The organism is Microbispora rosea (assembly GCF_044460045.1).
Lineage (GTDB): Bacteria > Actinomycetota > Actinomycetes > Streptosporangiales > Streptosporangiaceae > Microbispora > Microbispora rosea.
In genome coordinates this window covers 1410545-1432791 of the sequence record NZ_JBITJO010000001.1, presented here as the reverse complement: position 1 = coordinate 1432791, position 22247 = coordinate 1410545, and the positions used below count along the sequence as shown (strand labels likewise).

Annotated in this window: 21 protein-coding genes, 2 tRNA genes and 1 pseudogene; 7 read left to right on the top strand and 17 right to left on the bottom strand. The window is 68.5% G+C overall.

Going from position 1 to position 22247, the window contains the following annotated elements; all coding sequences use genetic code 11:
* Positions 1 to 27 precede the first annotated feature (27 nt).
* The 8 genes from ACIBK1_RS07075 to ACIBK1_RS07040 form a co-directional block, all read right to left on the bottom strand.
* The gene (locus ACIBK1_RS07075) at positions 28 to 381 is read right to left on the bottom strand and encodes a hypothetical protein (RefSeq protein WP_143734336.1); all 354 of its coding nucleotides are present in this window, start codon (positions 379 to 381) and stop codon (positions 28 to 30) included.
* Between the two features lie 57 nt (positions 382 to 438).
* A complete protein-coding gene (locus ACIBK1_RS07070; RefSeq protein ID WP_030510784.1) occupies positions 439 to 867 on the bottom strand; it encodes a MaoC family dehydratase in 429 nt (142 codons plus the stop codon).
* A gap of 2 nt (positions 868 to 869) precedes the next feature.
* Complete coding sequence (locus ACIBK1_RS07065) at positions 870 to 1319, bottom strand: MaoC family dehydratase N-terminal domain-containing protein (protein WP_030510783.1); 450 nt, start codon at positions 1317 to 1319, stop codon at positions 870 to 872.
* 148 nt (positions 1320 to 1467) lie between these two features.
* Positions 1468 to 1632 carry a 50S ribosomal protein L33 gene (rpmG, locus tag ACIBK1_RS07060; protein WP_030510782.1) on the bottom strand — a complete coding sequence of 55 codons (165 nt, stop codon included), beginning with the start codon at positions 1630 to 1632 and terminating at the stop codon, positions 1468 to 1470.
* Positions 1633 to 1711: 79 nt separating this feature from the next.
* Positions 1712 to 1785, bottom strand: a tRNA-Met gene (locus ACIBK1_RS07055).
* Between the two features lie 178 nt (positions 1786 to 1963).
* Positions 1964 to 2036, bottom strand: a tRNA-Thr gene (locus ACIBK1_RS07050).
* Between the two features lie 92 nt (positions 2037 to 2128).
* Positions 2129 to 2548 (bottom strand): hypothetical protein, encoded by a 420-nt coding sequence (locus tag ACIBK1_RS07045; RefSeq protein WP_396733013.1) that lies wholly within the window; start codon positions 2546 to 2548, stop codon positions 2129 to 2131.
* Positions 2549 to 2607: 59 nt separating this feature from the next.
* A complete protein-coding gene (locus ACIBK1_RS07040; protein WP_363524805.1) occupies positions 2608 to 2817 on the bottom strand; it encodes a transposase in 210 nt (69 codons plus the stop codon).
* Positions 2818 to 2922: 105 nt separating this feature from the next.
* Here ACIBK1_RS07040 and ACIBK1_RS07035 point away from each other — a divergent pair, with 105 nt between their 5' ends.
* Complete coding sequence (locus ACIBK1_RS07035; RefSeq protein ID WP_030510779.1) at positions 2923 to 3543, top strand: hemerythrin domain-containing protein; 621 nt, start codon at positions 2923 to 2925, stop codon at positions 3541 to 3543.
* Here ACIBK1_RS07035 and ACIBK1_RS07030 read toward each other — a convergent pair.
* Positions 3524 to 6859 carry a BTAD domain-containing putative transcriptional regulator gene (locus ACIBK1_RS07030; RefSeq protein ID WP_396733010.1) on the bottom strand — a complete coding sequence of 1112 codons (3336 nt, stop codon included), beginning with the start codon at positions 6857 to 6859 and terminating at the stop codon, positions 3524 to 3526. The genes ACIBK1_RS07035 and ACIBK1_RS07030 overlap by 20 nt on opposite strands.
* A gap of 19 nt (positions 6860 to 6878) precedes the next feature.
* On the bottom strand, positions 6879 to 7406 hold the full coding sequence (locus ACIBK1_RS07025) for a C40 family peptidase (protein ID WP_363524814.1): 528 nt from the start codon (positions 7404 to 7406) through the stop codon (positions 6879 to 6881).
* Between the two features lie 226 nt (positions 7407 to 7632).
* On the opposite strand from ACIBK1_RS07025, the gene ACIBK1_RS07020 reads away from it, so the two are divergent.
* Entirely contained in the window at positions 7633 to 7968 is a 336-nt protein-coding gene (locus ACIBK1_RS07020) for an STAS domain-containing protein (RefSeq protein WP_396733008.1), read from the top strand.
* On the opposite strand, the gene ACIBK1_RS07015 is transcribed toward ACIBK1_RS07020, so the two are convergent.
* The 7 genes and pseudogenes from ACIBK1_RS07015 to ACIBK1_RS06985 all read right to left on the bottom strand — a co-directional run bounded on the left by ACIBK1_RS07015 (position 7965) and on the right by ACIBK1_RS06985 (position 14310).
* Positions 7965 to 10115 carry a transglycosylase domain-containing protein gene (locus ACIBK1_RS07015; RefSeq protein ID WP_396733005.1) on the bottom strand — a complete coding sequence of 717 codons (2151 nt, stop codon included), beginning with the start codon at positions 10113 to 10115 and terminating at the stop codon, positions 7965 to 7967. The two genes, ACIBK1_RS07020 and ACIBK1_RS07015, sit on opposite strands and share 4 nt — an antisense overlap.
* A gap of 72 nt (positions 10116 to 10187) precedes the next feature.
* Positions 10188 to 11144 (bottom strand): class A beta-lactamase, encoded by a 957-nt coding sequence (bla, locus tag ACIBK1_RS07010; protein ID WP_396733002.1) that lies wholly within the window; start codon positions 11142 to 11144, stop codon positions 10188 to 10190.
* A gap of 134 nt (positions 11145 to 11278) precedes the next feature.
* Entirely contained in the window at positions 11279 to 11677 is a 399-nt protein-coding gene (locus ACIBK1_RS07005) for a ribosomal maturation YjgA family protein (protein ID WP_051762279.1), read from the bottom strand.
* A 37-nt stretch (positions 11678 to 11714) separates the two neighbouring features.
* Entirely contained in the window at positions 11715 to 11855 is a 141-nt protein-coding gene (locus ACIBK1_RS07000) for a hypothetical protein (protein WP_396733179.1), read from the bottom strand.
* Between the two features lie 122 nt (positions 11856 to 11977).
* Positions 11978 to 12124: pseudogene (locus tag ACIBK1_RS06995) on the bottom strand (DUF1707 and DUF2154 domain-containing protein); the annotation flags it as partial.
* A gap of 212 nt (positions 12125 to 12336) precedes the next feature.
* Positions 12337 to 13614, bottom strand: a complete 1278-nt coding sequence (locus ACIBK1_RS06990) for a prenyltransferase/squalene oxidase repeat-containing protein (protein ID WP_396732999.1) — start codon at positions 13612 to 13614, stop codon at positions 12337 to 12339.
* Between the two features lie 15 nt (positions 13615 to 13629).
* A complete protein-coding gene (locus tag ACIBK1_RS06985) occupies positions 13630 to 14310 on the bottom strand; it encodes a class I SAM-dependent methyltransferase (RefSeq protein ID WP_396733170.1) in 681 nt (226 codons plus the stop codon).
* 296 nt (positions 14311 to 14606) lie between these two features.
* On the opposite strand from ACIBK1_RS06985, the gene ACIBK1_RS06980 reads away from it, so the two are divergent.
* From ACIBK1_RS06980 to ACIBK1_RS06960, 5 genes are all read left to right on the top strand, one after another.
* Entirely contained in the window at positions 14607 to 15821 is a 1215-nt protein-coding gene (locus ACIBK1_RS06980) for an HIT family protein (RefSeq protein ID WP_396732996.1), read from the top strand.
* A gap of 7 nt (positions 15822 to 15828) precedes the next feature.
* Positions 15829 to 16935 (top strand): thiamine-phosphate kinase, encoded by a 1107-nt coding sequence (gene thiL, locus ACIBK1_RS06975; RefSeq protein WP_396732993.1) that lies wholly within the window; start codon positions 15829 to 15831, stop codon positions 16933 to 16935.
* Positions 16932 to 17948: a pyruvate kinase gene (locus tag ACIBK1_RS06970; protein ID WP_396732990.1), complete on the top strand. Its 1017-nt coding sequence runs from the start codon at positions 16932 to 16934 to the stop codon at positions 17946 to 17948. The genes thiL and ACIBK1_RS06970 overlap by 4 nt, the downstream gene beginning before the upstream one ends.
* Before the next feature lie 42 nt (positions 17949 to 17990).
* Positions 17991 to 18533 (top strand): hypothetical protein, encoded by a 543-nt coding sequence (locus tag ACIBK1_RS06965; protein ID WP_396732987.1) that lies wholly within the window; start codon positions 17991 to 17993, stop codon positions 18531 to 18533.
* 304 nt (positions 18534 to 18837) lie between these two features.
* Positions 18838 to 22167 (top strand): S8 family serine peptidase, encoded by a 3330-nt coding sequence (locus tag ACIBK1_RS06960; RefSeq protein ID WP_396732984.1) that lies wholly within the window; start codon positions 18838 to 18840, stop codon positions 22165 to 22167.
* Positions 22168 to 22247 lie beyond the last annotated feature (80 nt).

Here is a 22247-nt window from a genome sequence, read left to right as displayed (position 1 = left end):
CCCGGAACATCCCGACGAACAGGATAACTACCCGTGGTCCTCGCGCTCGGCCTCGGCGATCGACTCGTCGACCCTGGACGTGGCCGAACTGCCGTCCCACAGGAGCTGGGAGGCGACCACCGACGGCTCGCCCGAGGGGGTCAGCGCGGTCTCGATCGTCCCGCCGGGGGCGACGTCCCGTTTGACCTCGGTGATCTCCTCCGGGCCCACGGCTCCCGCGGCCTCCCTGGCGTTCCGCGCCCGCGGGCGCGGCATCGCGCCGCCCTGGGCGTCGCCCGCCTTGCCCGGGTCCTGGGTCTCGGCGGCGACACCGGCGACGTCGCCGTGCTCCCGCTGCGTCGTGACCGGCTCGTTCTTCGCTTCGCTGTCTCGCTCGCTCACGATCCGACCGCTACCCAGCACCGCCACGGCCAATCGGGCCCGGCCGGGAGAGGGAGCTCAGGAGAGCTGGACCACCGCGCGGGCCTTGGACAGCACGCGGGCGTCGCCGGACCTCGCGGTCAGCGCCACGACGACGCGCTTGTCCTCGCGCTTGTCCTCGACGACCCCGCTGATGGTGATCGTCGCGCCGTTGTCGTCGTCCGGCACCACGACCATGGAGGAGAACCGGACGCCGTACTCCACGACCGCGCCGGGGTCGCCCGCCCAGTCCGTCACGAACCGGCCGCCCTGCGCCATCGTGTACATGCCGTGCGCGATGACGTCGGGCAGGCCGACCGCCTTCGCGTACCGCTCGTTCCAGTGGATGGGGTTGAAGTCGCCCGAGGCGCCGGCGTACCTCACCAGGTCCACGCGGCGGACCTGGTATTCGACGGCCGGGATCTCCTGGCCGGTCTCCACCTCGTCGTACTTGACCGTCGCCGCCATGATCAGGCCGCCCCTCCGCGCTCCACGATGATGTTGTACGTCCGGCAGACCAGCTCACCCGAGGTGGTCGAGACGTCGCTGCGCAGGGTCAGGAACTCGTTGCGGCCGACGCTGCGGATCTCCGCGACGGTCGAGGCGCACACCAGCTCGTCGCCCGCGTGGATGGGCCGCTCGTATTCGAACCTCTGCTCGCCGTGCACGACCATCGCGAAGTTGAGCCCGAGGTCGGGGTCGGCGAGCGCCTCACCGGTCCCGAAGAGGCTGAACACGATGGGGAACGTGGGCGGCGCGACGACGTCGGGGTGCCCGGCCGCCATGGCGGCCCGCCGGTCGTGGTAGATCGGGTTGGAGTCGCCGATCGCGGTGGCGAACTCGCTGATCTTCACGCGGCTGACCTCGTAGGGCGCGGACGACTCGTACGTCCGCCCGACGAAATCGCGGTTCAAAGGCATCGGGCCGGGCTCCTTAGAGACGAGCTGGGTAGGCCGTACCGTAACAGACCCACACCTGCGGACACCGGCCCGCGCCGCTCCGGACACGACAAACCGGCGCCCCGCAGGGAACGCCGGTGTCGGAAGTGCGTGCGGTCCGCGCCGTAACCTAGCGGGTCTCGCGGTGCGCCCGGTGCGTCTTGCAGTTGGGGCAGTACTTCTTCAGCTCAAGCCGATCCGGGTCGTTGCGCCGGTTCTTCCGCGTGATGTAGTTGCGGTGCTTGCACTCCTGGCAGGCCAGCGTGATCTTCGGCCTAACGTCTGCGGCAGCCACGTGGGAGTGCCTTTCTGCGTTCGGGACTACTGGACAACCCACACCGGGGTCTCCTTATGCAGGTGACCCGGCAGGGTAGTAGCGGAGGCCGGACTTGAACCGGCGACACAGCGATTATGAGCCGCTTGCTCTGCCTGACTGAGCTACTCCGCCTCGGCCGGAACTGCATCCGGCCACGCAAGGATACCCGACCTGTACGGCTATTCACGCATCGGGATCAGCCATGATCGAGATCGGTGCTTCGGCGAGGATGAGGCATCCCCACCAAGCCGAAAGCCCCACCCGGCAGCGCTCAGTCAGAAACACTGCTTGGATAGGACTTTCTGGCTAGAGCCCCCAAACGGAATCGAACCGTTGACCTTCTCCTTACCATGGAGACGCTCTGCCGACTGAGCTATAGGGGCGGGTCCGCTGCCGCTCTCGCGCTGCGGACAGGTGTAACCATACACGGCCACGGCGGCGTATGCGAAATCGAATCTCCCCTCCCGCACAGGGCTCAGGGCGTCGGCAGCACCCCGGCCAGATCGGCCTCGGGACGGTGCTTGACGGGCACGTCGGCCGTGACGGCGTAGCGGCTGAAGTACCCCTTGCCCTTGACCGGGATCACGCTGCTCAGCGTCACCGTGGCGGCGTACGGCGCGTCCGCGCACTCGGGCAGGCACCACGTGCCGCTGATCCGGCCGGCGCCGGTCGCCCTGGTCGGCCCCCAGGTCCGCCAGGTGACTTCGCTCATCGTGCTGAACTCCGAGAGCACGAGGTTCGCCGGCCGCTGCTCCGCCCTGCCCCGCTCGGAGTTCTGGAGGTTGAGCACGTACACCGGCGTCTCGGGCGCGGAGTCCGTGGGCGCCGCCCCGCAGCCGCCGACGGCGACGCAGAGCATGATGGCGGTGCCGGACAAGCGGGCAGACAAGCGCATGGATTCCCCCTCGGCACCTTGAGTGCCCAGGGGCCACCGCTGTTACGCCTGTGACCTCGCTACTTGACGGCCGTACGAGCGCCGCCGGCCCTGACGGGCAGCGGGATCACCTCGCAGAGGTCGGCGAGATCGACATATCGGGCGACCTCCTCGACCGAGAGACAGTCGGCGACCACCTGACCGTTGCGCCGCACCCGCAGCACCTGGCGGTCGCGGCGGTACGCGGGGACGACCTCGTATCCGTCCGGTCCCACCCATCGGCTGTCCATAGGGGAACAAGCTATCGGTTTTCCCCAGGGCTATCTCCCGTCCCAGGGGAATCGTCTTAAGTAAGGTCTCAATCGACCCCAAGTGGGCAGCCGCAGGATGAGCCCATGTCCGATACCCCCAACCTGCTGGGCTTCCGCATCGCGCACCGGGCGATGCGCACCGACTCCCGGCGCCTCGCCGACGTCACCGCCGAGATCGCCGCGGGCCGGCAGCCGTGCGGCCAGGATCGCGCCGCCGCCATCCGCGAGTACGCGACCAAGCTGTGCCGCGGCATCCACCACCACCACAAGGCCGAGGACGACCACCTGTGGCCGCTGCTCGTCCGCTCCGCGGGCGCCGAGATCGACCTGAGCGAGCTGAGCGAGGACCACTCCGAGCTCGACCCGCTGCTGGAGGAGATCCAGGCGGTCGCGGGCGACCCGGCCGAGCTGGCCAAGCCGCTGCGCCGGCTGGCCGACCTGCTCGACGAGCACATCCAGGAGGAGGAGCGCACGATCTTCCCGATCATCATGCGGCACGTCTCCGGCAAGGACTGGGAGGAGATGGAGCAGCACGTCCGCAAGGGCGGCGACGTGCGCTTCGAGCTGCCCAGGATCGAGCAGCACGCGCTGCCGGAGGAGCTGGCGGAGCTGCGCAGACTGGCCGGCCCCGTCCTGGTCGTCATGCTGGCGCTGATGCGCCGCGCCCACCGTCGCCGCGAGCGGCTCATCTTCGGCGCCGCGTGAGCGCTGCGTTGTCGGCTTCGCGGCGGGCGGCCTCCTCCCAGTGCGGGGAGCCCACCTGCCGGGCCACCTCGGCGGCCCGCAGGTAGTGGGCCTCGGCGTCGCCGGACCGGCCGAGGAACGCCGCCAGGTCGCCGAGCGTGTGCGCGACGGGCCCGAGCGTGACCGAGCCCGAGTGCAGCCCGGCGAGCTCGCCGTCGGACGGCAGCAGCAGGCGGTAGCACTCCTCGGCCGCCGCACGGTGACCGAGCGCGATCGCGTTGTCGGCACGCAGGGACATGAACACGAGCCAGTAGTAGTCCCGGCGGGGGACGCGTGCGGAGGCCCACACCACGCGTGCCTCGTCCAGCCGGCCGGCCCCGGCGAGTGCCCGCGCGTACAGCTCTCCGACGTCCTGCGGCAGGCGTTCCCACAGGGCGGCGAGCTCCTCCACCGACTCGTGGACCCGCCCCGCCGCCAGTTTGACCACGAAGCGGCCCACCGTCCCCACCATCGCGCCGTTGGCGTCGCCGGTGCCGGCCAGCCGCTCTCCGAGCTGCGTGTAGACGCTCTCGGCCCGCTCGAACTCGCCCCTGACCAGCAGGTGCACGGCGTCGAGGAACGCGAGGATGCCGAGGGCCAGGCCGAGCTGGCCGCTCGTCGACAGCTCCATGGCCTTGTCGGCGTGCCGGCGCGCCGTGGTCCAGTCGTTGCGGCCCAGCGCGGCCATGAGAAGCGCGAAGTGACCGAGCGTCTGGTAGCCGAGAAGCCCGGCGGCGGCCGAGGCGGCCAGCAGGTCGCGCCCGAGTTCCTCCAGGTCGTCCCGTCTTTCCGGGGTCAGGCAGACCCAGTAGCGCCCGTTGAGCGCCATGCACCTCAGGCGGGGGTCGCCGAGGGCGTCGGCGATGGCCAGCGCCTCCGCACTGGCGGCCTCGATGCGCTCCGCGTCGTGTCCTTCGAGCGCGTGGCAGAGGGCGACGAGCATCCGGCAGCGCAGCTCCCCGGCCTCCGCGGGCAGCGCCTCCTCGATCGCCCCGACGAGATCGGCGTCGAGCACGCGGTCGGGCTGGATGGTCCAGATGACCGGCGCGTCGAGCGAGGACACCGCCCGCGCCACCGCGCCGCGATCCCCCGTCTGGCGGGCCACCGCGAGCGCCTTCGTCCGGTTGCGCACCGCCGTGATCACGTCGCCCGCGTGCGACTGCGCGGACACCAGGCGGCACAGGAGGCCGAGGCGGAGGTCCCTGGGCGCGTCTCCGGCCCCTTCACCCACCAGGTCGAGCGCGCCCAGCGCGCCCTCCAGCAGGGCCGCCGCCTCTCGATGCGCGTACAGCGCGGTCGCCTGCCCGGCGGCCCGCGCCGCGTACTCGGCCGCGGTGAGCGCGGTCGCGGTCGTCGCGGCGGCGAGCGCGTGGTGCCCGAGCGCCCCCACGTCGCCGGGGCGCACCCGCTCGAGCGCCGCCAGGACCTTGCCGTGCATCCGCGTACGGCGCAGCCGCGGGATGTCCTCGTACAGCGTCTCGCGGACGAGCACATGGGCGAACCGGACGCGGCCGGGGCGAGGCTCCTCCAGCAGGCCGGACAGCACGCCCGCCTCCAGGCCGTCGAGCACGGTCTCCTCGTCGGCCCCCGGCATGGCGATCAGCACGTCCGCGTCGGCCTCGCGGCCGAGGACGGCGGCGTTGCGCAGCGTCGTCCGGGCCGTCGCGGGCAACCGGGCGAGACGCCGCCGGATGAGGTCGCGCACGCCGGGCGGCAGCGCGTGGGCCGCGGACGGGCCGTCCACCGCGAGCAGCCGGGCCGTCTCCGTGACGAACAGCGGGTTGCCTCCGGTGCGTTCGGTGACCGTGCGCACCGTTGCCTCGTCGACCCCCGTGCCGGAACGCTCCGCGAGCAGCCGGGCCACCTCGCGTTCGCCGAGGCCGCCCAGGGTGATGTTCTCCGCGGCCTGCACGGCGAGCGCCGCCCCGGTGGCCGTGAGGTCGTCGCCCGCCTCGGCCGGCCGGTGCGTCAGCAGGACGAGGACCGGCGTCCGCGCCAGGCGGCCGGCCAGGTGGCGCAGGAGCTGGAGGGTCTCCTCGTCGGCCCGGTGCACGTCCTCCAGCACGATGAGCAGCGGTCCCGGCACGCCCTCCAGATAGTCGCCCGCCGCCCGCGCCAGCCAGAACTGCCCCACGGGCGCGGCGTCGTCGGTCAGCAGAGGCGCCAGCCTGGCCGCGGTCCCCGGCTCGGGCGGGCAGGTCGCGGACAGCTCGCGCAGCACCTCGCTCCACGCCCACGCGGGCGGCACGCCGCCGGTCGTCTCGGGGCAGCGGCCGACCACGGTCTGCCAGCCGTCCGCCGACAGGCGCCGCACGAGCGCGTCGGCCAGCGTGCTCTTGCCCGAGCCCGCCTCGCCGCCGAGCCAGGCGATGCGGAACCCTGCCCTGGCCCGTTCCGCCGCGGCGGCCAGCCGGGACAGCTCGGCCGTACGCCCGACCATGCGGACGGGCTCGGGATCCGCGGCGGGCGCCGGGTGCCGCGCCGACGGCGGGACGGGCGCCGCGCGTACGGGAGTCGCGCGTACGGGGGTCGCGTCGAGCGACGCGGCCTGCGCGAGGATGTCCGCCTCCAGCGCGCGCAGGGCGGGCCCGGGATCGACGCCGAGCTGGTCGGCGAGCAGGTCGCGAGTCCTGCGCAGGACCGCCAGCGCCTCCCCCTGCCGCCCGGCCCGGTAGTAGGCGAGCGCGAGCAGCCGCACGGCGTTCTCGCGCAGGGGGTGGGCGGTGAGGTGACGCTCCAGCTCGGGAACGACCTCGGCGTGGCGGCCGAGCGCGAGCCCGGCCTCGGCGCGGTAGTCCACCGCGACCGCCCGCAGCTCGTCCAGGTGGACCACCTCGGGGACGGCCCACTCCTCCTCGCCGAACTCCGCGTACGCCTGACCGGTCCACAGCGCCAGCGCCTCGTCCACGACTTCGAGCGCCTGCGCGTGCCGCCCCTCGGTGAGCAGGCCGGCGGCGGACTCCACCAGCCGGGGGAAGCGCCACGCGTCCACGTCGCCGGGCTCCAGCGCCAGCCGGTAACCGGGGGGAGCGGTGACCAGCACGCGGGCGGCGGCGCGGGGGGCGCGGCCCGGCTCGAGTGCCCGCCGGAGGTTGGAGACGTAGACCTGGAGCGCGCCCAGTGCGCGCGGCGGCGGCTGGCCCCTCCACAGGTCGTCCACGAACCGGTCGGTCGACACCACGTGTCCCCGGGCGCAGACCAGCCGGGCCAGCACGGCGCGCTGGAGCGACGTCCCGAGGTCCGCCGGGCGCCCGTCGACCTCCGCCGTGATTCGCCCCAGAACCCGCAGTCTCACCATTACGGGGCAAGCATAGGGATCAGGGCCGGTAGTGGTAATACCCGAGCAGGTCATCCAGCACGGACACGTCGTCCATGCGGATGCGCGTCCCGGTTGCGAAGGCGTTGATCATCTTTCCCGCGCCGACGTACACCCCGACATGGTGGGTTCTGCCCGGCCTGCCGTAGAAGACCAGGTCGCCCGGTTGCGGCACGCCGACCCTGCGCAGCCTGCCGATGTGGTCGTCGGTGTTGCCGGGGCCGAGCACGTCGTCGCCGAACGCCAGGTCGTACACCCAGCGGGTGAACCCCGAGCAGTCGAAGCCGCGCGTACGGTTCGCCGGACAGGGCGTGATCGCGCCGCTGTATCCCCGGCAGGTTCCCTTCGACGGCCCCGGCCGCGTCGCGTGTCCCCCGCCCCACGAGTACGGCAGCGTGCCCTGGGCGGCGTACGCGACGGCGACGGCCCTGGACAGTTCCTCGTCGAGCGGCGCGGACCCTGCGGCGGCCAGGGCGACGATTCCCCCGATCAGGACCAGCCGGCGCCTCAACGCACGCTCAACCCCCATGGATCGTGACAATAGCCACTCAATTCGGTGGTGACCACGGAAGCTTTACTTCACCCGATCGACGCACCGGAGGCGGATTGTTACCCTGAGTACGGCTCAGCTCGCACCGTCAACAGCTCGCACCGTCATCGGCGTGTCGGTCGAAGCGCTTCGTCGGTCGCCGCGGACCTCCCCGTCCCGCTCCTCCCGGTGGTCCCCGGCGTCAAGGAGAGCGAAGGGAACCACCGTGGAGACGTGGACGGCACTACCCCCTTCCCCCACCCGCTGGTGGGTGCTCGGGCTGCGCGGAGAGCTGGATCTCCACGCGGTGCGCCACCTGCGCGAGCCGCTGCTCACCGAGATCGAGGCCCACGGCCCGTGGCTGGCCATCGACCTCAGCGAGGTGCGGTTCATCGACACCACGGGCGTGGGGCTGCTCGTGCGCCTGGTGCACAACCTGCGCGACAGGGACGGCGACCTCGCCCTGATCGCGCCGGCCGGCCAGGTGCTGCGGATCCTCCGATGGACGAACCTGATCAGGGTGTTCCGCGTTCTCGACACGGCCGACGCGCTTGAGGGCTAGTTGGGCAGGATCGTCACCGGCGTGTTGTCCCCCGGCATCGGACCGCCGTCGTCCCCCGTCGGAGGCGTCACGGACACCAGGCTCCGGCAACTGTCGCCGCAGCCGCCGAACCGCTCGCCGTCGACGGGCGTGAAGTCCGTCGGCGGCACCCCGCGCAGCGCGGTCAGCATGGTGTCCTTCCAGATCGGGCCGGGGACGCTGGCACCGAACACCGAGCCGTAGTAACGGCCGCCGATCGTGACGCCGTTCAGCTTGTACTTGGACGTGCCACGGGGGTCGCCGAGGCTGACCGCGCCGGCGAGGTCGGGGGTGAACCCGGCGAACCAGGCGGAAGAGGAGTCGTCGTTGGTTCCGGTCTTGCCCGCCGCGTCACGCCCGATGCCGCCGACCGCCGCCATCGTGCCCTTGGTCAGGACGCCCGACAGGATGTGCGCCGCCGCGTCCGCCACCTCGGGGTCGACGGCCTGACGGCACTTGGGCCTGTAGCCGGTGGTCTTGCCGGTGCTGTCGGTGATCTGGGTGATCGCCATCGGCGCGCAGTACTTGCCGCGCGCGCCGATCGCGGCGTACGCGTTGGCGACGGTCACCGGGTCCATCTCGTTGATGCCGAGCGTGAACGTCTCGAACTCCTTGAGCGGATTGCCGTCGGCCCGGTGGATGCCCAGCGACTTGGCCGTCTTGACCACGTCGCAGAGCCCGACCCGCTGCTCCAGCATCATGAAGAACGTGTTGACCGAGTGCCAGGTACCGGTCTGCAGGGTCAGCCACCCGGGCGAGCCCTCGTCGTTGGTGACGGTGTGGCCCGGGTCGCCGATGGACTGGCCCGCGCAGTTCTTGAACGTCGCGTAGGCCGGCGCGGTGTAGCCGGCGCCCGCGCTGAACCCGTCGTTGATCTTCATGCCCTGCTTGAGCGCGGTGAGCAGGGTGAAGGTCTTGAAGGTCGAGCCCGCCTGGAAGCCGATGCCGCCGCCGTGCGCGACGTCGGCCACGAGGTTGTAGGACACCTCGTTCTTGGTCTTGTGCGTCCCGTACGGACGGCTCGCGGCCATCGCCTTGATCGCCCCGGTGCCGGGCTGGACCAGCGCCTCGGCGGCCACGGGGTTGTCGGTCGGGTGGACCCACTTCCTGATCGCCTTGTCGGCGGCGGCCTGCATCGTGGGATCGATCGTGGTCTTGATGGTCAGACCGCCGCGGTTGAGGAACGCCAGGCGCTGCTTGGCCGTCTTGCCGAAGTCGGGGTTGCTGAGGATCTCGTTGCGCACATAGACGCAGAAGTACGGATACTTGCTCGACTCGCAGCCGCCGGGCAGCGGGGTCCCCTTGTAGCCCAGCCTGGCCTTCTTCGCCTCGGCCGCCTGATCCTTGGTGATCTTGTCCAGCTCCGCCATCCGGTCGAGCACGACGTTGCGCCGCTTCAGCAGCCGGTCGCGGCTGGTCTTGCCCAGGTTGGGGTCGGTGGCGTTGGGGTCCTGCACCGCTCCCGCCAGCGTCGCCGCCTGCGACAGCGTCAGCTCGCTCGCGCTGACTCCGAAGAACCGCTTGGCCGCCGCTTCGACGCCGTACGCGCCCGCGCCGAAGTAGGCGATGTTGAGGTATTTCTCCAGGATCTGATCCTTGGAGTACTTCTCCTCCACGCCCATCGCGTAGCGCAGCTCGTTGAGCTTGCGGGCGTAGCTCGGCGCCAGGGCCTTGTTCTTCTCCTCCTCGGTCTGGGCGGAGTTGAGCAGCACCTGCTTGACGTACTGCTGGGTGATGGAGGAGCCGCCCTGGGCCACCCCGCCCGACTGCAGGTTCTTCGCCAGAGCGCGGACGGTGCCCTCGATGTCGATCGGACCGTGCTCGTAGAACCGGTAGTCCTCGATCGAGATGATGGCCGTCTTCATGATGTCGGCGATCTGGTCGAGCGGGACCACCTCGCGGTACTGCTCGTAGAACCGCGCGATCTCATGGCCCTTAACGTCCTGCACAACCGAGACCTGCGCGAGCGGAGGCTCGGGGAGGTCCCGGGGCTCCAGGCCCACGTCCTCGACGGCCGACACCAGCCCGACGCCCGCGCCTCCCACCGCCGGCAGCGCGATTCCCGCGACCAGCACGCCCGCCGCCGCTCCCATGGCGACCAGGCGCAGCACCTTCCCCGTGGCGTTCACACGAACCTCCCCCAAATGGCTATAGACAAGGTTATGGGGCTGTAAAACGCGGTCGGCCCCATAACGCGGTATTTACGAGAGCCGGCCGAGACCGCGCGCGAGCACGGTCGCCGTCTGGGCGACGACCTTGTCCGCGGTCGCGCCGTCGGCCGCCCGGCGGTTGGTGTAGATCGCCATGATGATCGGGGCGGCGCCCTTGGCCGGCCAGACGACGGCGATGTCGTTCGCGGTGCCGTACGTGCCGCCGGTGCCGGTCTTGTCCCCGACGATCCACCTCTTCGGCAGCCCGGCGCGGATGCGCGCGTCTCCGGTCGTGTTGTCGCGCAGCCACCCGATCAGGCGGGACCGGTCCTTCGCGCCCAGCGCGTCGCCGGTCGTGAGGGCCCTCAGGTCGCGGGCGACGGACGCGGGCGTGGTGGTGTCGCGCTTCTGCTTGGGCGACCACTCGTTGAGCTCGGTCTCCCAGCGGTCCAGCCGGGATACCCGGTCCTTGAGCGTGCGGAAGTAGCGGGTGAGGCCCCGCGGCCCGCCGATCCGCTTCAGCAGCATGTTGCCCGCGGTGTTGTCGCTGTAGATGATCGCCGCCCGGCACAGCTCGGCGAGGGTCATGCCGTCCTTCACGTGCTTGCCGGTCTCCGGCGAGTTCGACTTCACCTCGCCGGCCGTCCAGTGGACGACCTTCCGCGTCAGCTCCCGGTCGGTCGTCCGGGCCAGAACCGCGCCCGCGGCCACCGCCTTGAAGGTGGACAGCAGCGCGAACCGCTCGCCCGCCCGGTAGCCGATCGTCTTCCCGGTCGCCGTGTCGATCGCGTACGCGCCGATGCGGCCCTGGAACGACGCCTCCAGCGCGCGCAGCGCGGCGGCCACGTCCGTCCGGGGCGCGGCGGCGGCAGGGAGCGCAGCAGCGGCAGGGAGCGCAGCGGCGGCAGGGGGCGCAGCGGCGGCAGGGGCCGCCGCCGGAACGGCGCCGACCAGGAGGGAGACCGTGAGCGTGGCGGCCTTCAGCGCGACCGGCGGTGTCCGTGTCATGGCATGTCCTTGCTCTCGTCCGTCACAGGAGTGTCAGACGCAGGAGCAAAGCAAAGTGTTCGGAACATGTCCAATATTCATATGAACAACCGACCGATATGCGTTTCCGTATAGATCCAGCTCACGACGGCGGGTCACCCGGCGTCGCGACTGTCCGGCGGGCCCAGATATTTCACGCGGATCGAATGGACGGCGTATCCGACGGCCGCCCCCACCGCGTACCAGAACAGGTCGGGGGCGTTGAACGTCGTGCCGAGGACCAGCCGCGCCGGCGTGCTGTGCGCCGACAGCTCGGCCGGCACCCCGGTGAGCTGGGCGAACTCGACCAGCCAACTCACCCCGAGCGCCACGGCCGCCACCACGAACGGCCGGGCGCGCGGCGCGGCCACGACGACCAGCGCGTACACGAGGACGGTGTAGAGGAGGTCGCCCGCATACTTGGCGACCGCGCCGGGCAGCAGCGCCCGGACCGCCAGACCGGCGGCCACGACCACTACGGCGGCGGCCAGGGCGGCAAGTCGGTGGCGCGGCATCCGGGCACCCTATCGGGAATCCGGCATTTCTCGATCGTCAGGGGACTCGGTGGTAGCGCACCCAGATGTCGCCACCGATGTACTCGGACAACCGCAGCACGACGCCGTCCAGGTCGGGGCACAGGAGAGGCGGAAGTCCACCGCGGCCGTCCGCCATGCGCAGTCGAGCGTGAACCACGGCGGCACCCTCCAGCGTCCGGTCTTCTTGACGGCGCGCATGCCCCGGGTGAACAGCGCCAGGTCGTCCGCAAACTCCTGTCGCCTCTCCCCCGCCGGGGCCGGGGGCGAGGGCAGGTCTGCGACGAGGGAAGCCAACTCGCCGTACGTGCGCGCGGCGTACACGCGATCGAACCCCTCGACCGGCTCCTCAAGGGTGATGCCCTCCTCGCCGACGGCGGCACTATCCCGGTCCCGGTCTCCGGCGCGTAATCCCGCCTGGTCGCTCACGATCGAGCAGTTTGATAATCGGGTTTCGGCCCTCGCCAGGTACTTATATCCCTAATCGAAGTGAGTGTCGGTCCGAAAACGTGCCAGGCAATCGGCAGAGGTTCGGCTTTCTCGTCAGGCGCAGGACTACGGTACGGCGCGATGAGCTCACTTGAATGCTATGGCTACCCGTCCTGCAAGGAGAAGGTGATAGCGCCCATGAGCTGCATATGTCAGGTCTTACGTCGTTGTCTCGCCTCCTGGATGACGAGGAGGCCGATCGGAAGGATCATGCCGAGCACATAGTCTTTCCAGTCAAAACGGCCGATGCCGACCAGCACGAGTCCCGTCAGAGTGGACAGAATCAGCAAGATCGTCGCCCAGGACCGACCGAAGAACCGGCCGATGGCAAGCCATCGTTGAGCGCGGAGAAGAGCCGAGAGCGGACGCCCACGCACCTCCTGCCGCTGGACCACCACCAATTGCTGCGTCCACGTGATCTGGTCGGCTGTCCGCACCGGGGAGACGTCACGTATATCAGTCAGTGCTTGAACGAAAGGCCAGAGAGCCCAGATTGAAACGCTGTCCCCACCTTGGATGTTGGGCCAGTACCCGCCCTCCAGTTGAGTGCGGCTGATTGTATCGAACCCCGCACAGATCAGATTTGCTGGAGGTGAGCCCGGATGACGAAGCAATGCGGAGAGCGCGATCGGCATGCCGTAGTGCAGGAGAACGGTATGCCATACCACCTGCATACCGTTCGTCACGTGGGTGACGTTGTAGCTCTCCACCCGGGCGTGCCGGTCATCGATCGCCGTCGGGTCCAGATGCGTCTCCAGCCACTTGTAGGCGCCGAGGATGTTCTCCCCCGCACGATCCACCCCTGTCTCCGCCAGAGTCATTAGCGCAAGTGCGGTGTGAGTAACGGTCGCCGATCGGGTTTCGGTCTCACCCCACCCGCACGAAGTGCGGTTCTGCCGAGCGAGGAGCCATTCGATACCACGCTTGACTGCCCCGCTCCTGGGGTGGAGCTGTGCCATGGCCCGTAGCGCGAGACACGTGAGCCATACCCGAGAGGGGCAACCACGCAGCGAGCCCCAACCGCCATCCTCGTTCTGATTGTTGACGAGCCACTGGTACGCCCGCGACACGCTTGGCCCCTCGTCAAGGAGCCCGCACCGGGCAAGTCCGAGATAACGGGCCACCCAACCGGTCGCCTCGACGACGGGGAGGCCGAGGCTGGTGTTCATCGCCCATCCGCCGTCCAGGAGTGGATCGCTGGAGTTGATCTGACGAGCTTTCAGAAATGCGAGCGCATCAGTCAGGTGCTCCGGCGTTTCACCACACTGATGAAAGGCAGTGAGCGCGACACCGGTGGCGGTGGGGCCTGGGGGAAACGTGTCGAGTTGGTGGTACCAGCCGCCACCTACATCAGTGTCCGAATAGGTCCGCCGGAGGAGGCTCAACGACGCCTTGAGCTGCTGGTCGACTGCGGACATGTCGATGATCAAGCTGACCTCCCTCCGTCAACGCGCCCCGATCACGCCCTCGCTTGCCGGCTTTCTCGCAATGACCTGAAGGAGCACGCTACGTGTGGCGGCGTCAAGGTACCGGCCGTGCCTCTCCTCGATGTGAACCAGTTCCCAGCCATCCAGCAGGCCGATCGCGTACCGAGGATCGAAAAAGTGCCGAACATGGCCGTTCAAGGAGTACATGTCGGGCCCCAACAAGGTGCCCTGGCCGAAGAGTGGGTCGTGAACGGATTTCACGCAGAACGCCAGCACCCCACCAGAACGGGCAACCCGATAGATCTCACGGAAAACCGACCGAGTAGTGCTGTCATCGAAGTAGTGCAGCGACAGGTAGGAGAAGATCCCGTCGAAGGCACCATCGCCGAAGGGAAGCGCTTCCGCGATGTCGTGTTGCCGAAAGTCCACATCACTACCTGGATGTGCACGCAGATTGCGGGTCGCCTGCTCGATCGCCACCGATGAGAAATCGAGCGCATGGACGAAGTACCCATGGCTGGCCACGTAGAGAGCATCATGACCCTGGCCGCACCCCAGCTCCAGCAATGGGCCCGCATCATGCGGAAGCTCAGCGAGGAAGGCGTCGACGAACTCCCGGTGTACCGGCTCGGCATCGGGGCCGTGTACCTGCTCATGCCACGCATCCCAAAGCGGCCGCTGGTTCGGCGCCGACATCATGGCTGCCACCACGGACGATGGCATCGACTGAACAGGTCGCCTCGGGTGTCGTACATCAGCGTCAGCATAATGTGGAGAATCCGCTACGGCAGCAGCCGTCCGAACTACGTGATCGGGTTGAAACCAAACCCGCGGACGCGGGCCCTATTACCGCGCTTGCGAGGGTTGCCCCCAGGCATCAAGATGAGTATTCACCACTTCTAGGGCTATATCTAACCGAAGTGGACATTGGTCACTGGAGTAACATCCAGAAAGGGGGTTACGTGCATCCGATGCCTCCCCGAAGCGATGCAGGTATGACCGGCACTACAGCCTCGGCCTTTGCGCGCCTCGTGGGCGGCAACCGCGAAGCACTGGCCCTGACCACGCGATCGGCGGACCTTGACGAACTGATCCAGCGCCGGATATCCGTGGTCGACATCGCCTCCGCGACTTCCTCTGCAGTGCCGGGAGGGCCGGACCGACGACCAGCGGTAGAACGAAAACTACCCACAGAACAACCCATTCCGTACCCCGATGGCCTGTTTGATGGCCTCTGGATGCGGCTGGGCAATGCTGATCACGAATGGAACGACCTCCATCGATATGCCCGGATCCTGACACCGGGAGGCGTTATGAGCCTCACCACCGACATTGGGCAAGATCTCCCCGGAGAGACTCTTCGGCGTGTTCGAGAACTTGACTTTCGCGTCGTCACTGCCTCAAGGACAGGCAGCGCGACGGGCACGGGCACCTCGAACACGATCCTCGCTATCAAGCAGTCGGGCGGCTCACCCGGCAGCGACGACTGTGCGTTCTGTCCAGAGCTGCGCTTCCTGCTCAACAGGCTTGAGAACCTTCCCGGTGCCACAGGCGTGCTCTGGGGAGATGAGGACTTCTTCGTCATTCCCGACCTCGCCCCACTAGACGAAGGCCATTTACTGGTTGTGAGCGTTCGTCACGAGCTCGCGATGGGCGCCTTTCCGGGGGATGTCCTCGCACGGCTGGAGGATCACCTCAAGCACGTCAGTCATCTATTCCGATCGGTCTACGGCAGGGAGGCCCTGTTCTTCGAACACGGGCCGGCGACCCCGGGAGAGGCTGGCTCCTGCATCGATCACGCGCACATGCACTGCCTACCAGCCAACACGCGAATATTCGGGGAACTTCGACAGGAAGGGGTCATGTTTGGGCCGGCCTCCCTGGCCGATCTGAGGCTGTTACACAGGTCCGGCAAGTCGTATCTGTTCCTCCAGGAGGCGGGCGAGCGACTGTGCTGCTCCGCGGGAGTGGAGAAACAACCGAACCAGGTGATGCGGCGAGCGTATAGTTGGGCATCGCAGAGCAATGCCTGGAGATGGCAGACCCTCTACATGAGGGCGGCCAGCCGGCACCGCTATATGGCAACTCTCAATCGTTTGCTACCTGCCGCAGACGAGATACTTACGGATCTCGCGATGACGCCTCACCGTGGCGCTACCAAAAATACCCCATATCGCTCATTCGACGTGAGCGAGAGGAGCGAAGGGTGATTACGGCGTGATTACCAATGTCGATACAGCCCAATTGGGCCAGTTAGGCGAACGCAACATCCTGGAAGAGCTGATCATTCCACGTTTCAGCACATTTCGTTCGGATTCGACGGGCATAGGTGACGACTGTGCCGAGATCGGCGCTCCGCCCGACGGGCACACATTGGTCATGACCACCGATCCCTGCCCGACGCCCCTGGTATTCGACATCGCGGATCGTGACTACTGGCACTTCGGCTGGATGACGATGCTCATCAACCTGAGCGACCTCGCCGCCATGGGTGCCCGTCCGTCCGGCATCGTCGTTTCCACCGTCATGCCCAACGAAATGCTCGTAACGGATTACCAGCGTTTCTTGGATGGCCTGTCGGCCGCGGCCGACGAATGGGGTTGTCCGATCGTCGGCGGGAACATCAAAGACGGTGACTCGTTCACGGCGACCGGCACTGCTATCGGCGTGGTACGGAAAGATCAGATTCTCAGGCGAGTGGGAGCCCGCCCCGGTGATCAAATATTCGTCGTCGGCGAGATGGGTCTCTTCTGGGCCGGGCTGCTTCGGCTCATGTATCCCCAGCGCGTCGTGATCGGCGATGCGGCGGCAGAGCGCCTCGGCCGCTCTCTTTACCGTCCTGTACCTCGGATCAGAGAGGGCATCGTTCTCGGGGGTGCCGGTGTGGTAAGCGCCTGCATGGACGCCTCTGACGGGGTGAGCGGGTGCCTCCGAGAACTGGCTATTCGTAACGACGCTGACTTCATCATCGACGCCGACCTGCTACGTCCCTGTGAAGCGGTAGCTGCGGTCGCTCGTTCTCTCTCCATCGAGCCAGCCAAGCTGTTGCTCTCATGGGGCAACTGGGAGTTGGTTCTGACCGTGCCGGAGAAGCGACTGACCGCCTTCTACGATGTCGCGACTGCGCAATGCATTCCCTACATGCGGATCGGTCAGGTGGTGCCCGGTCCGGGTCGCGTGTTACTGGACACCGATGGCGGTACGGCACTCCTGTCCAACTTCGCGTCCGAACGCTTCACACCGACGTCATACTTCACCCATGGGATTGAATCCTATGCGCATTGGCTTCTCGAACATCCATTAACCGAAACGGATCAAACGTGACGCACCTGTGGATCACTCTCGGCCCTTCGTCTCTAAAAAAGGAGGCCGAACTTCTCACGAGGGGAGCCACCGGGGTGCGGCTCACTTTTTCGTACGGAACTCCGGAACTGCAGCTGGAGCGAGCACACCAGTTACGCAAGGAGGCCGCTCAAGCACAGCGACCCTGCTTCATCATCGCGGACCTGGCTGGGGAGAAGTTCCGCCTCGGCGAGTTTGCCGGGCGGCCGTCCGTACAGTTTGCGCCGGGGACCGTTCTGCGACTTGTGAACGCGACGAAGTCGGACCCCGCGCGTGAGCAGGCGCTACCGATACCGGACCGCTCTTTTTTCGAGCATCTGACGCCCGGGGACGTCATCACGGTCGGCGACGGTGCGGCCGAGTTGCGGGTGCTGGACGACTCGGGGCAGACGGTCGAGGTCGTGACGAAGGGCGTCATCGACCAAACGCGGGGCATGACCGTTCGCTCAACGGCGTTCCGGCCGAGGGCTCTCACTGCTAAAGACGAGTCTGACCTGCGGTTCGTCGCACGCCATGAAGAGTTTGACGCGGTCGCTCTCTCCTTTGTCTCGACCGCCGAGGACATCGTCAAGGCGCGCGAACTTTTAGGCGGCCGGGACATCACCGTCATTGCCAAAATCGAGACCGCCCTCGGGATAACCAACATCCGTGAGATCTGCCGAGCAGCGGACATGGTGATGGCCGCACGAGGCGACCTTGCCTTGAGCATCCCCTGGGTGGAACTTCCTGGGGCGGTGAAGCAGATCGCGGCGGCAGCCGAGGATGCCGGTACCCCCTGGATTCTGGCCACTCAGGTGGTGGAAGGACTGGAACGGTTCTCTCTTCCTACCCGAGCGGAGATCTGCGATCTGGCCCACTGGCTCGACAAGGGATGCGCGGGTGTGCTCCTCTCCTACGAGACCGTGTTCGGAGGGAACGCGAGCGGCGCTGTCACGGCCGTCAACGCGCTCGTTCGCCGGTGGGGCGCGTCCAGCCCCCTCCAGATCGGAGGCTGATGAGCGCCGGGAAGGCCGACCACCAGGAGATTGCGAGCCCGAATGGCCGACAAGACCAGGAACGAGTTGCTGGAACTCGATTACAAGACGACCTTCGATGCCTGGCGCCAGCTTGTTGACATCAGGTTCAAGTTGCTGGCCCTCTTGCCTGTGGCCAGTGTCGTCGGGGTGAGTCAGAATCTGCCAGCGGGTGCATGTGCGGCGGCGTTCATCTTCGTCATCGGTCTCGCAGTGTACGAGATCCGGAACACGCAAATACACGACGTCCTCGGCAAGCGTCTCATCGATCTGGAACCTCTGTTGGGAGAGGGCGACGCCGACGGGGACCGGCGCGGCTTCGGCCCCTTCTCAACCCGACCGCAGGCCTCACTTCACGCTTTCGGGGTGCTGAGAATCTGGCACAACAGGTCGATCGGTATCGTCTACGGCACGAGTGCGGCCGCGTGGTTCTGGCGATTCCTGACCTCATGGCAACTGGGCTGGCCATTCATTCTCAAGGGGCAGTTCTGGCCTACGCTCGCCTCCCTTGTCGTCGGCGTCGCCGTCTACCGGGAAGTCGTGCGGCTCTCCGAGGTTCGACCTTGAGATGCCGATCACCCCTGACGGCCCCGGCTCCGTACCACCGGGGTCGTCGTACATCGTCGGCTTCGGTGACGAGGTCGACCGCTTCCTCTCCTGATCGAATGCCGCATAGGCGAAAAATCACGCCATGGAACGATCTAGCCGGAAAAACGATGGCTAGTTAAACTCCGAGTCAGCTTCGGCCACCCGTCTGGGGTGGCCGTTCGCTCGTCGCCCAACGGGGAGGGCCGTGCCCTCCCATGCCCGTGGGCGACACGGCTCCTCCACGCCCGGACGGCGAGACATCACCGGTCTTCATGGAGGTGTCGTGTCGAAGAAGCCCCCACCTGCCTACGTACGGACCACGGCGATCGTCGCCGGTCTCGGCCTCGTGACGGCGATGATCCCGGCGGCCACCGCCGCCGCGGACCCCACCCCCACCCCCTCGCGGTCGTGGAGCGCCACGGCCGTGACAGGCGCCGAGCGCGTCCAGGGCGCCAAGTCGGCCAGCGGCCGGCTCGCCAAGAGCGACGCGGCGCTGCTCGCCTCGAAGTCGCCGCAGCGGACGAGCGTCGTCGTGAAGCTCGACTACGACGCGGTCGCGGCCTACAAGGGCGGCCTGCCGGGGCTCCCCGGCACCAGCCCGTCGGTCACCGGGAAGTCGCTCAACCTGAAGAGCGGCGACGCGGCGAAGTACCAGAAGCACATCGAGGGCATCGAGAACACCTTCCTCGGCGAGCTGGGCAAGAAGATCCCCGGCGTCACGGTGGGGCGGAAGCTGCGCACGGTCTACGGCGGCATCGCCCTGACGCTGCCCGCCGACAAGGCCGCCGACCTGCTGAGGCTGCCCGGTGTGGCGGCCGTGCAGGAGGACAGGCGGGAGCAGCCCCTCACCGACTCCAGCCCGGAGTTCATCGGCGCGACCACCGTCTACAAGCAGCTCGGCGGCGCGAAGTCGTCGGGCAAGGGCGTCATCGTCGGCATCCTGGACACCGGCGCGTGGCCGGAACACCCGTCGTTCGCCGACCCGGGAACGCTCCCCGCTCCCCCGCCGAAGGCGGACGGAACCCCGCGGACGTGCGACTTCGGCGACAATCCGCTGACGCCGGCGGCCGACCCCTTCCAGTGCAACAACAAGCTGATCTCCGGTCAGCCGTTCCTGGAGACCTACAACGCGGTGGTGGGCGGGGAGGTGTACGCCGACAGCGCCCGTGACTCCAACGGCCACGGCACGCACACCGCCACGACGTCGGCGGGCGGGCCGGTCGACCACGCCAACCCGCTCGGTATCGACCGCGGGGCGATCCACGGCATCGCGCCCGCCGCCCACGTCGCGGTCTACAAGGTCTGCGGCGCGGAGGGCTGCTACCAGTCCGACTCGGCGGCCGCGGTCGCGCAGGCCATCGCCGACGGCGTGCGAGTGATCAACTTCTCGGTGGGCGGCGGCGCCGACCCCTACAGCGACCCGGTCGAGCTCGCGTTCCTCGACGCGTACGCGGCGGGCGTGTTCGTGTCGGCCTCGGCGGGCAACTCGGGACCGGACGCCGGGACGACCGACCATCGCGGGCCGTGGGTGACCACGGTGGCGGCCTCGACGCAGAGCCGCACCTACCAGTCGACGATCACGCTGACCGGCGGGCCGTCGATCAAGGGCGCGTCGATCACCCAGGGCGTCGCGTCGCCGTTGCCCGTGGTGCTGGCGTCGGCCCCGCCGTACAGCGACCCGCTGTGCGTCAACCCGGCGCCCCCGGGGCTGTTCGCCGGGAAGATCGTCGCCTGTGAGCGGGGCCCCAACCGGGTGCTCAAGGGATTCGCGGTCAAGCAGGGCGGCGCCGCGGGGATGATCCTCTACAACTCGACGCCGCTCGACGTCATGACCGACAACCACTGGCTGCCGACGGTCCACATCGACAAGCCGGAGACCGACGCGCTGCTCGCCTGGCTGAGCGCGCACCCGGGCGCCACGGCGAGCTTCACCCAGGGCGAGAAGACCACCTGGCAGGGCGACGCGATGACGACGTTCTCCTCGCGCGGACCGGGCGGCGACTTCCTCAAGCCGGACGTCACCGCGCCCGGCCTGCACATCCTGGCGGGCAACACCCCGACCCCCGAGTCGCCGCTGGAAGGTCCTCCGGGCAATCTCTACCAGGTGATCGCCGGCACCTCGATGTCGTCGCCGCACGTGGCGGGCGCGGGCGCGCTCGTATTCGCGCTGCACCCCGACTGGACGCCGGGCCAGGTCAAGTCGGCCCTGGAGACCACCGCCACGACCAAGGTCACCAAGCAGGACCGGACCACCCCGGCCGATCCGTTCGACTACGGCGGCGGCCGCATCGACCTGACCAAGGCGGGCGACCCGGGCCTGACCCTCGACGAGACCGCAGCGAAATACGCCGCCTCGGCCGCCGACCCGATGAACCGGATCGACCTCAACCTCCCGTCGGTCAACGCGCCCGTCATGCCGGGCGTGATCAGCGCCAAGCGCACGCTCGTCAACACGACCGGCAAGACGCTGGTCTACACCGCGACGGGCACGACCGTCAGCGGGGCGAACATCACCGTGCTGCCTCCGCTGTTCACGGTCAAGCCGGGCAAGAGCCAGAAGATCAGCATCGTGATCACCGCGCCGGACCTGCCCGACGGGCAGTACTTCGGCCAGGTGAACCTCAAGCAGGTCGGCGGCAACCGGGAGCAGCACCTGCCGGTGGCCTTCTACCGGCAGGAGGGCGCCGTGCCGATCGACCAGACCTGCGCGCCCAGCACCATCCCCAGGAACACGGGCACGTCCACCTGCACGGTGACCGTCCAGAACAACACCCTGGAGGACGCCGAGGTCACCGCCCTCAGCACGCTCGACCTCAGGCTGCGGCTCACCGGCGTCACCGGCGCGACCAAGATCGGCAGCCAGATCGTGACGGCCAAGCGCACGCTGCCGGGCAAGCAGCCGGACAAGCCGTCCATCGCCCCCGGCGCGACCCCGGCGGGCTACCTGCCGCTCGCGGCCTTCGGCATCGCCGCCACCCCGATCGGCGACGAGGAGGCGCTGAACTTCACCGTCCCGGCGTTCACCTACGCCGGCCGCACGTACACCAGGATCGGCGTCGTCTCGGACGGCTACACGGTCGCGGGCGGCACGAACGGCTCGGCGGACATCCAGTTCGTGCCGCAGACGCTCCCCGACACCGCGCCGCCCAACGGCGTGCTCGCGTCGTACTGGACCGACCTGAACGGCGAGGGCGCCCCCGGCGTCTACGTCGCCAACCTGACCGACGGGGTGAACAGGTGGCTCGTGGTCGAGTGGCAGGTCTACCTGTACGGAACGAACAGCCTGAAGGTCTTCCAGCAGTGGATCGGGCTCAACGGCTCCGAAGACGTCTCGTACGCCTACGACCCGGGCAATCTGCCCGGTGACCCGGGGGCGGCCTACGGCCTGACCGTCGGCGCCGAGAACGCCGACGGCACCGCGGGCGGCCAGATCAGCGGCCCGCCGACGCAGGACTACCGGATCACCAGCACGCCGGGCGCCCCCGGCGGCACGCTCACCTACTCCTTCACGGTCAAGGGCGTGTCCTCGGGCACCGGCACCGTCACGACCGGCACCTCCACTCCCCAGGTGAAGGGCATCACGGTCGAGGTCGACAAGATCACCGTTCAGTAGGATTCCGGGGCTTTCCGAGAGGCCCGGCGGACCCGCGTGTCCGCCGGGCTCTCGTCCCCGGGGGTTCGGTCGGCGCGGTT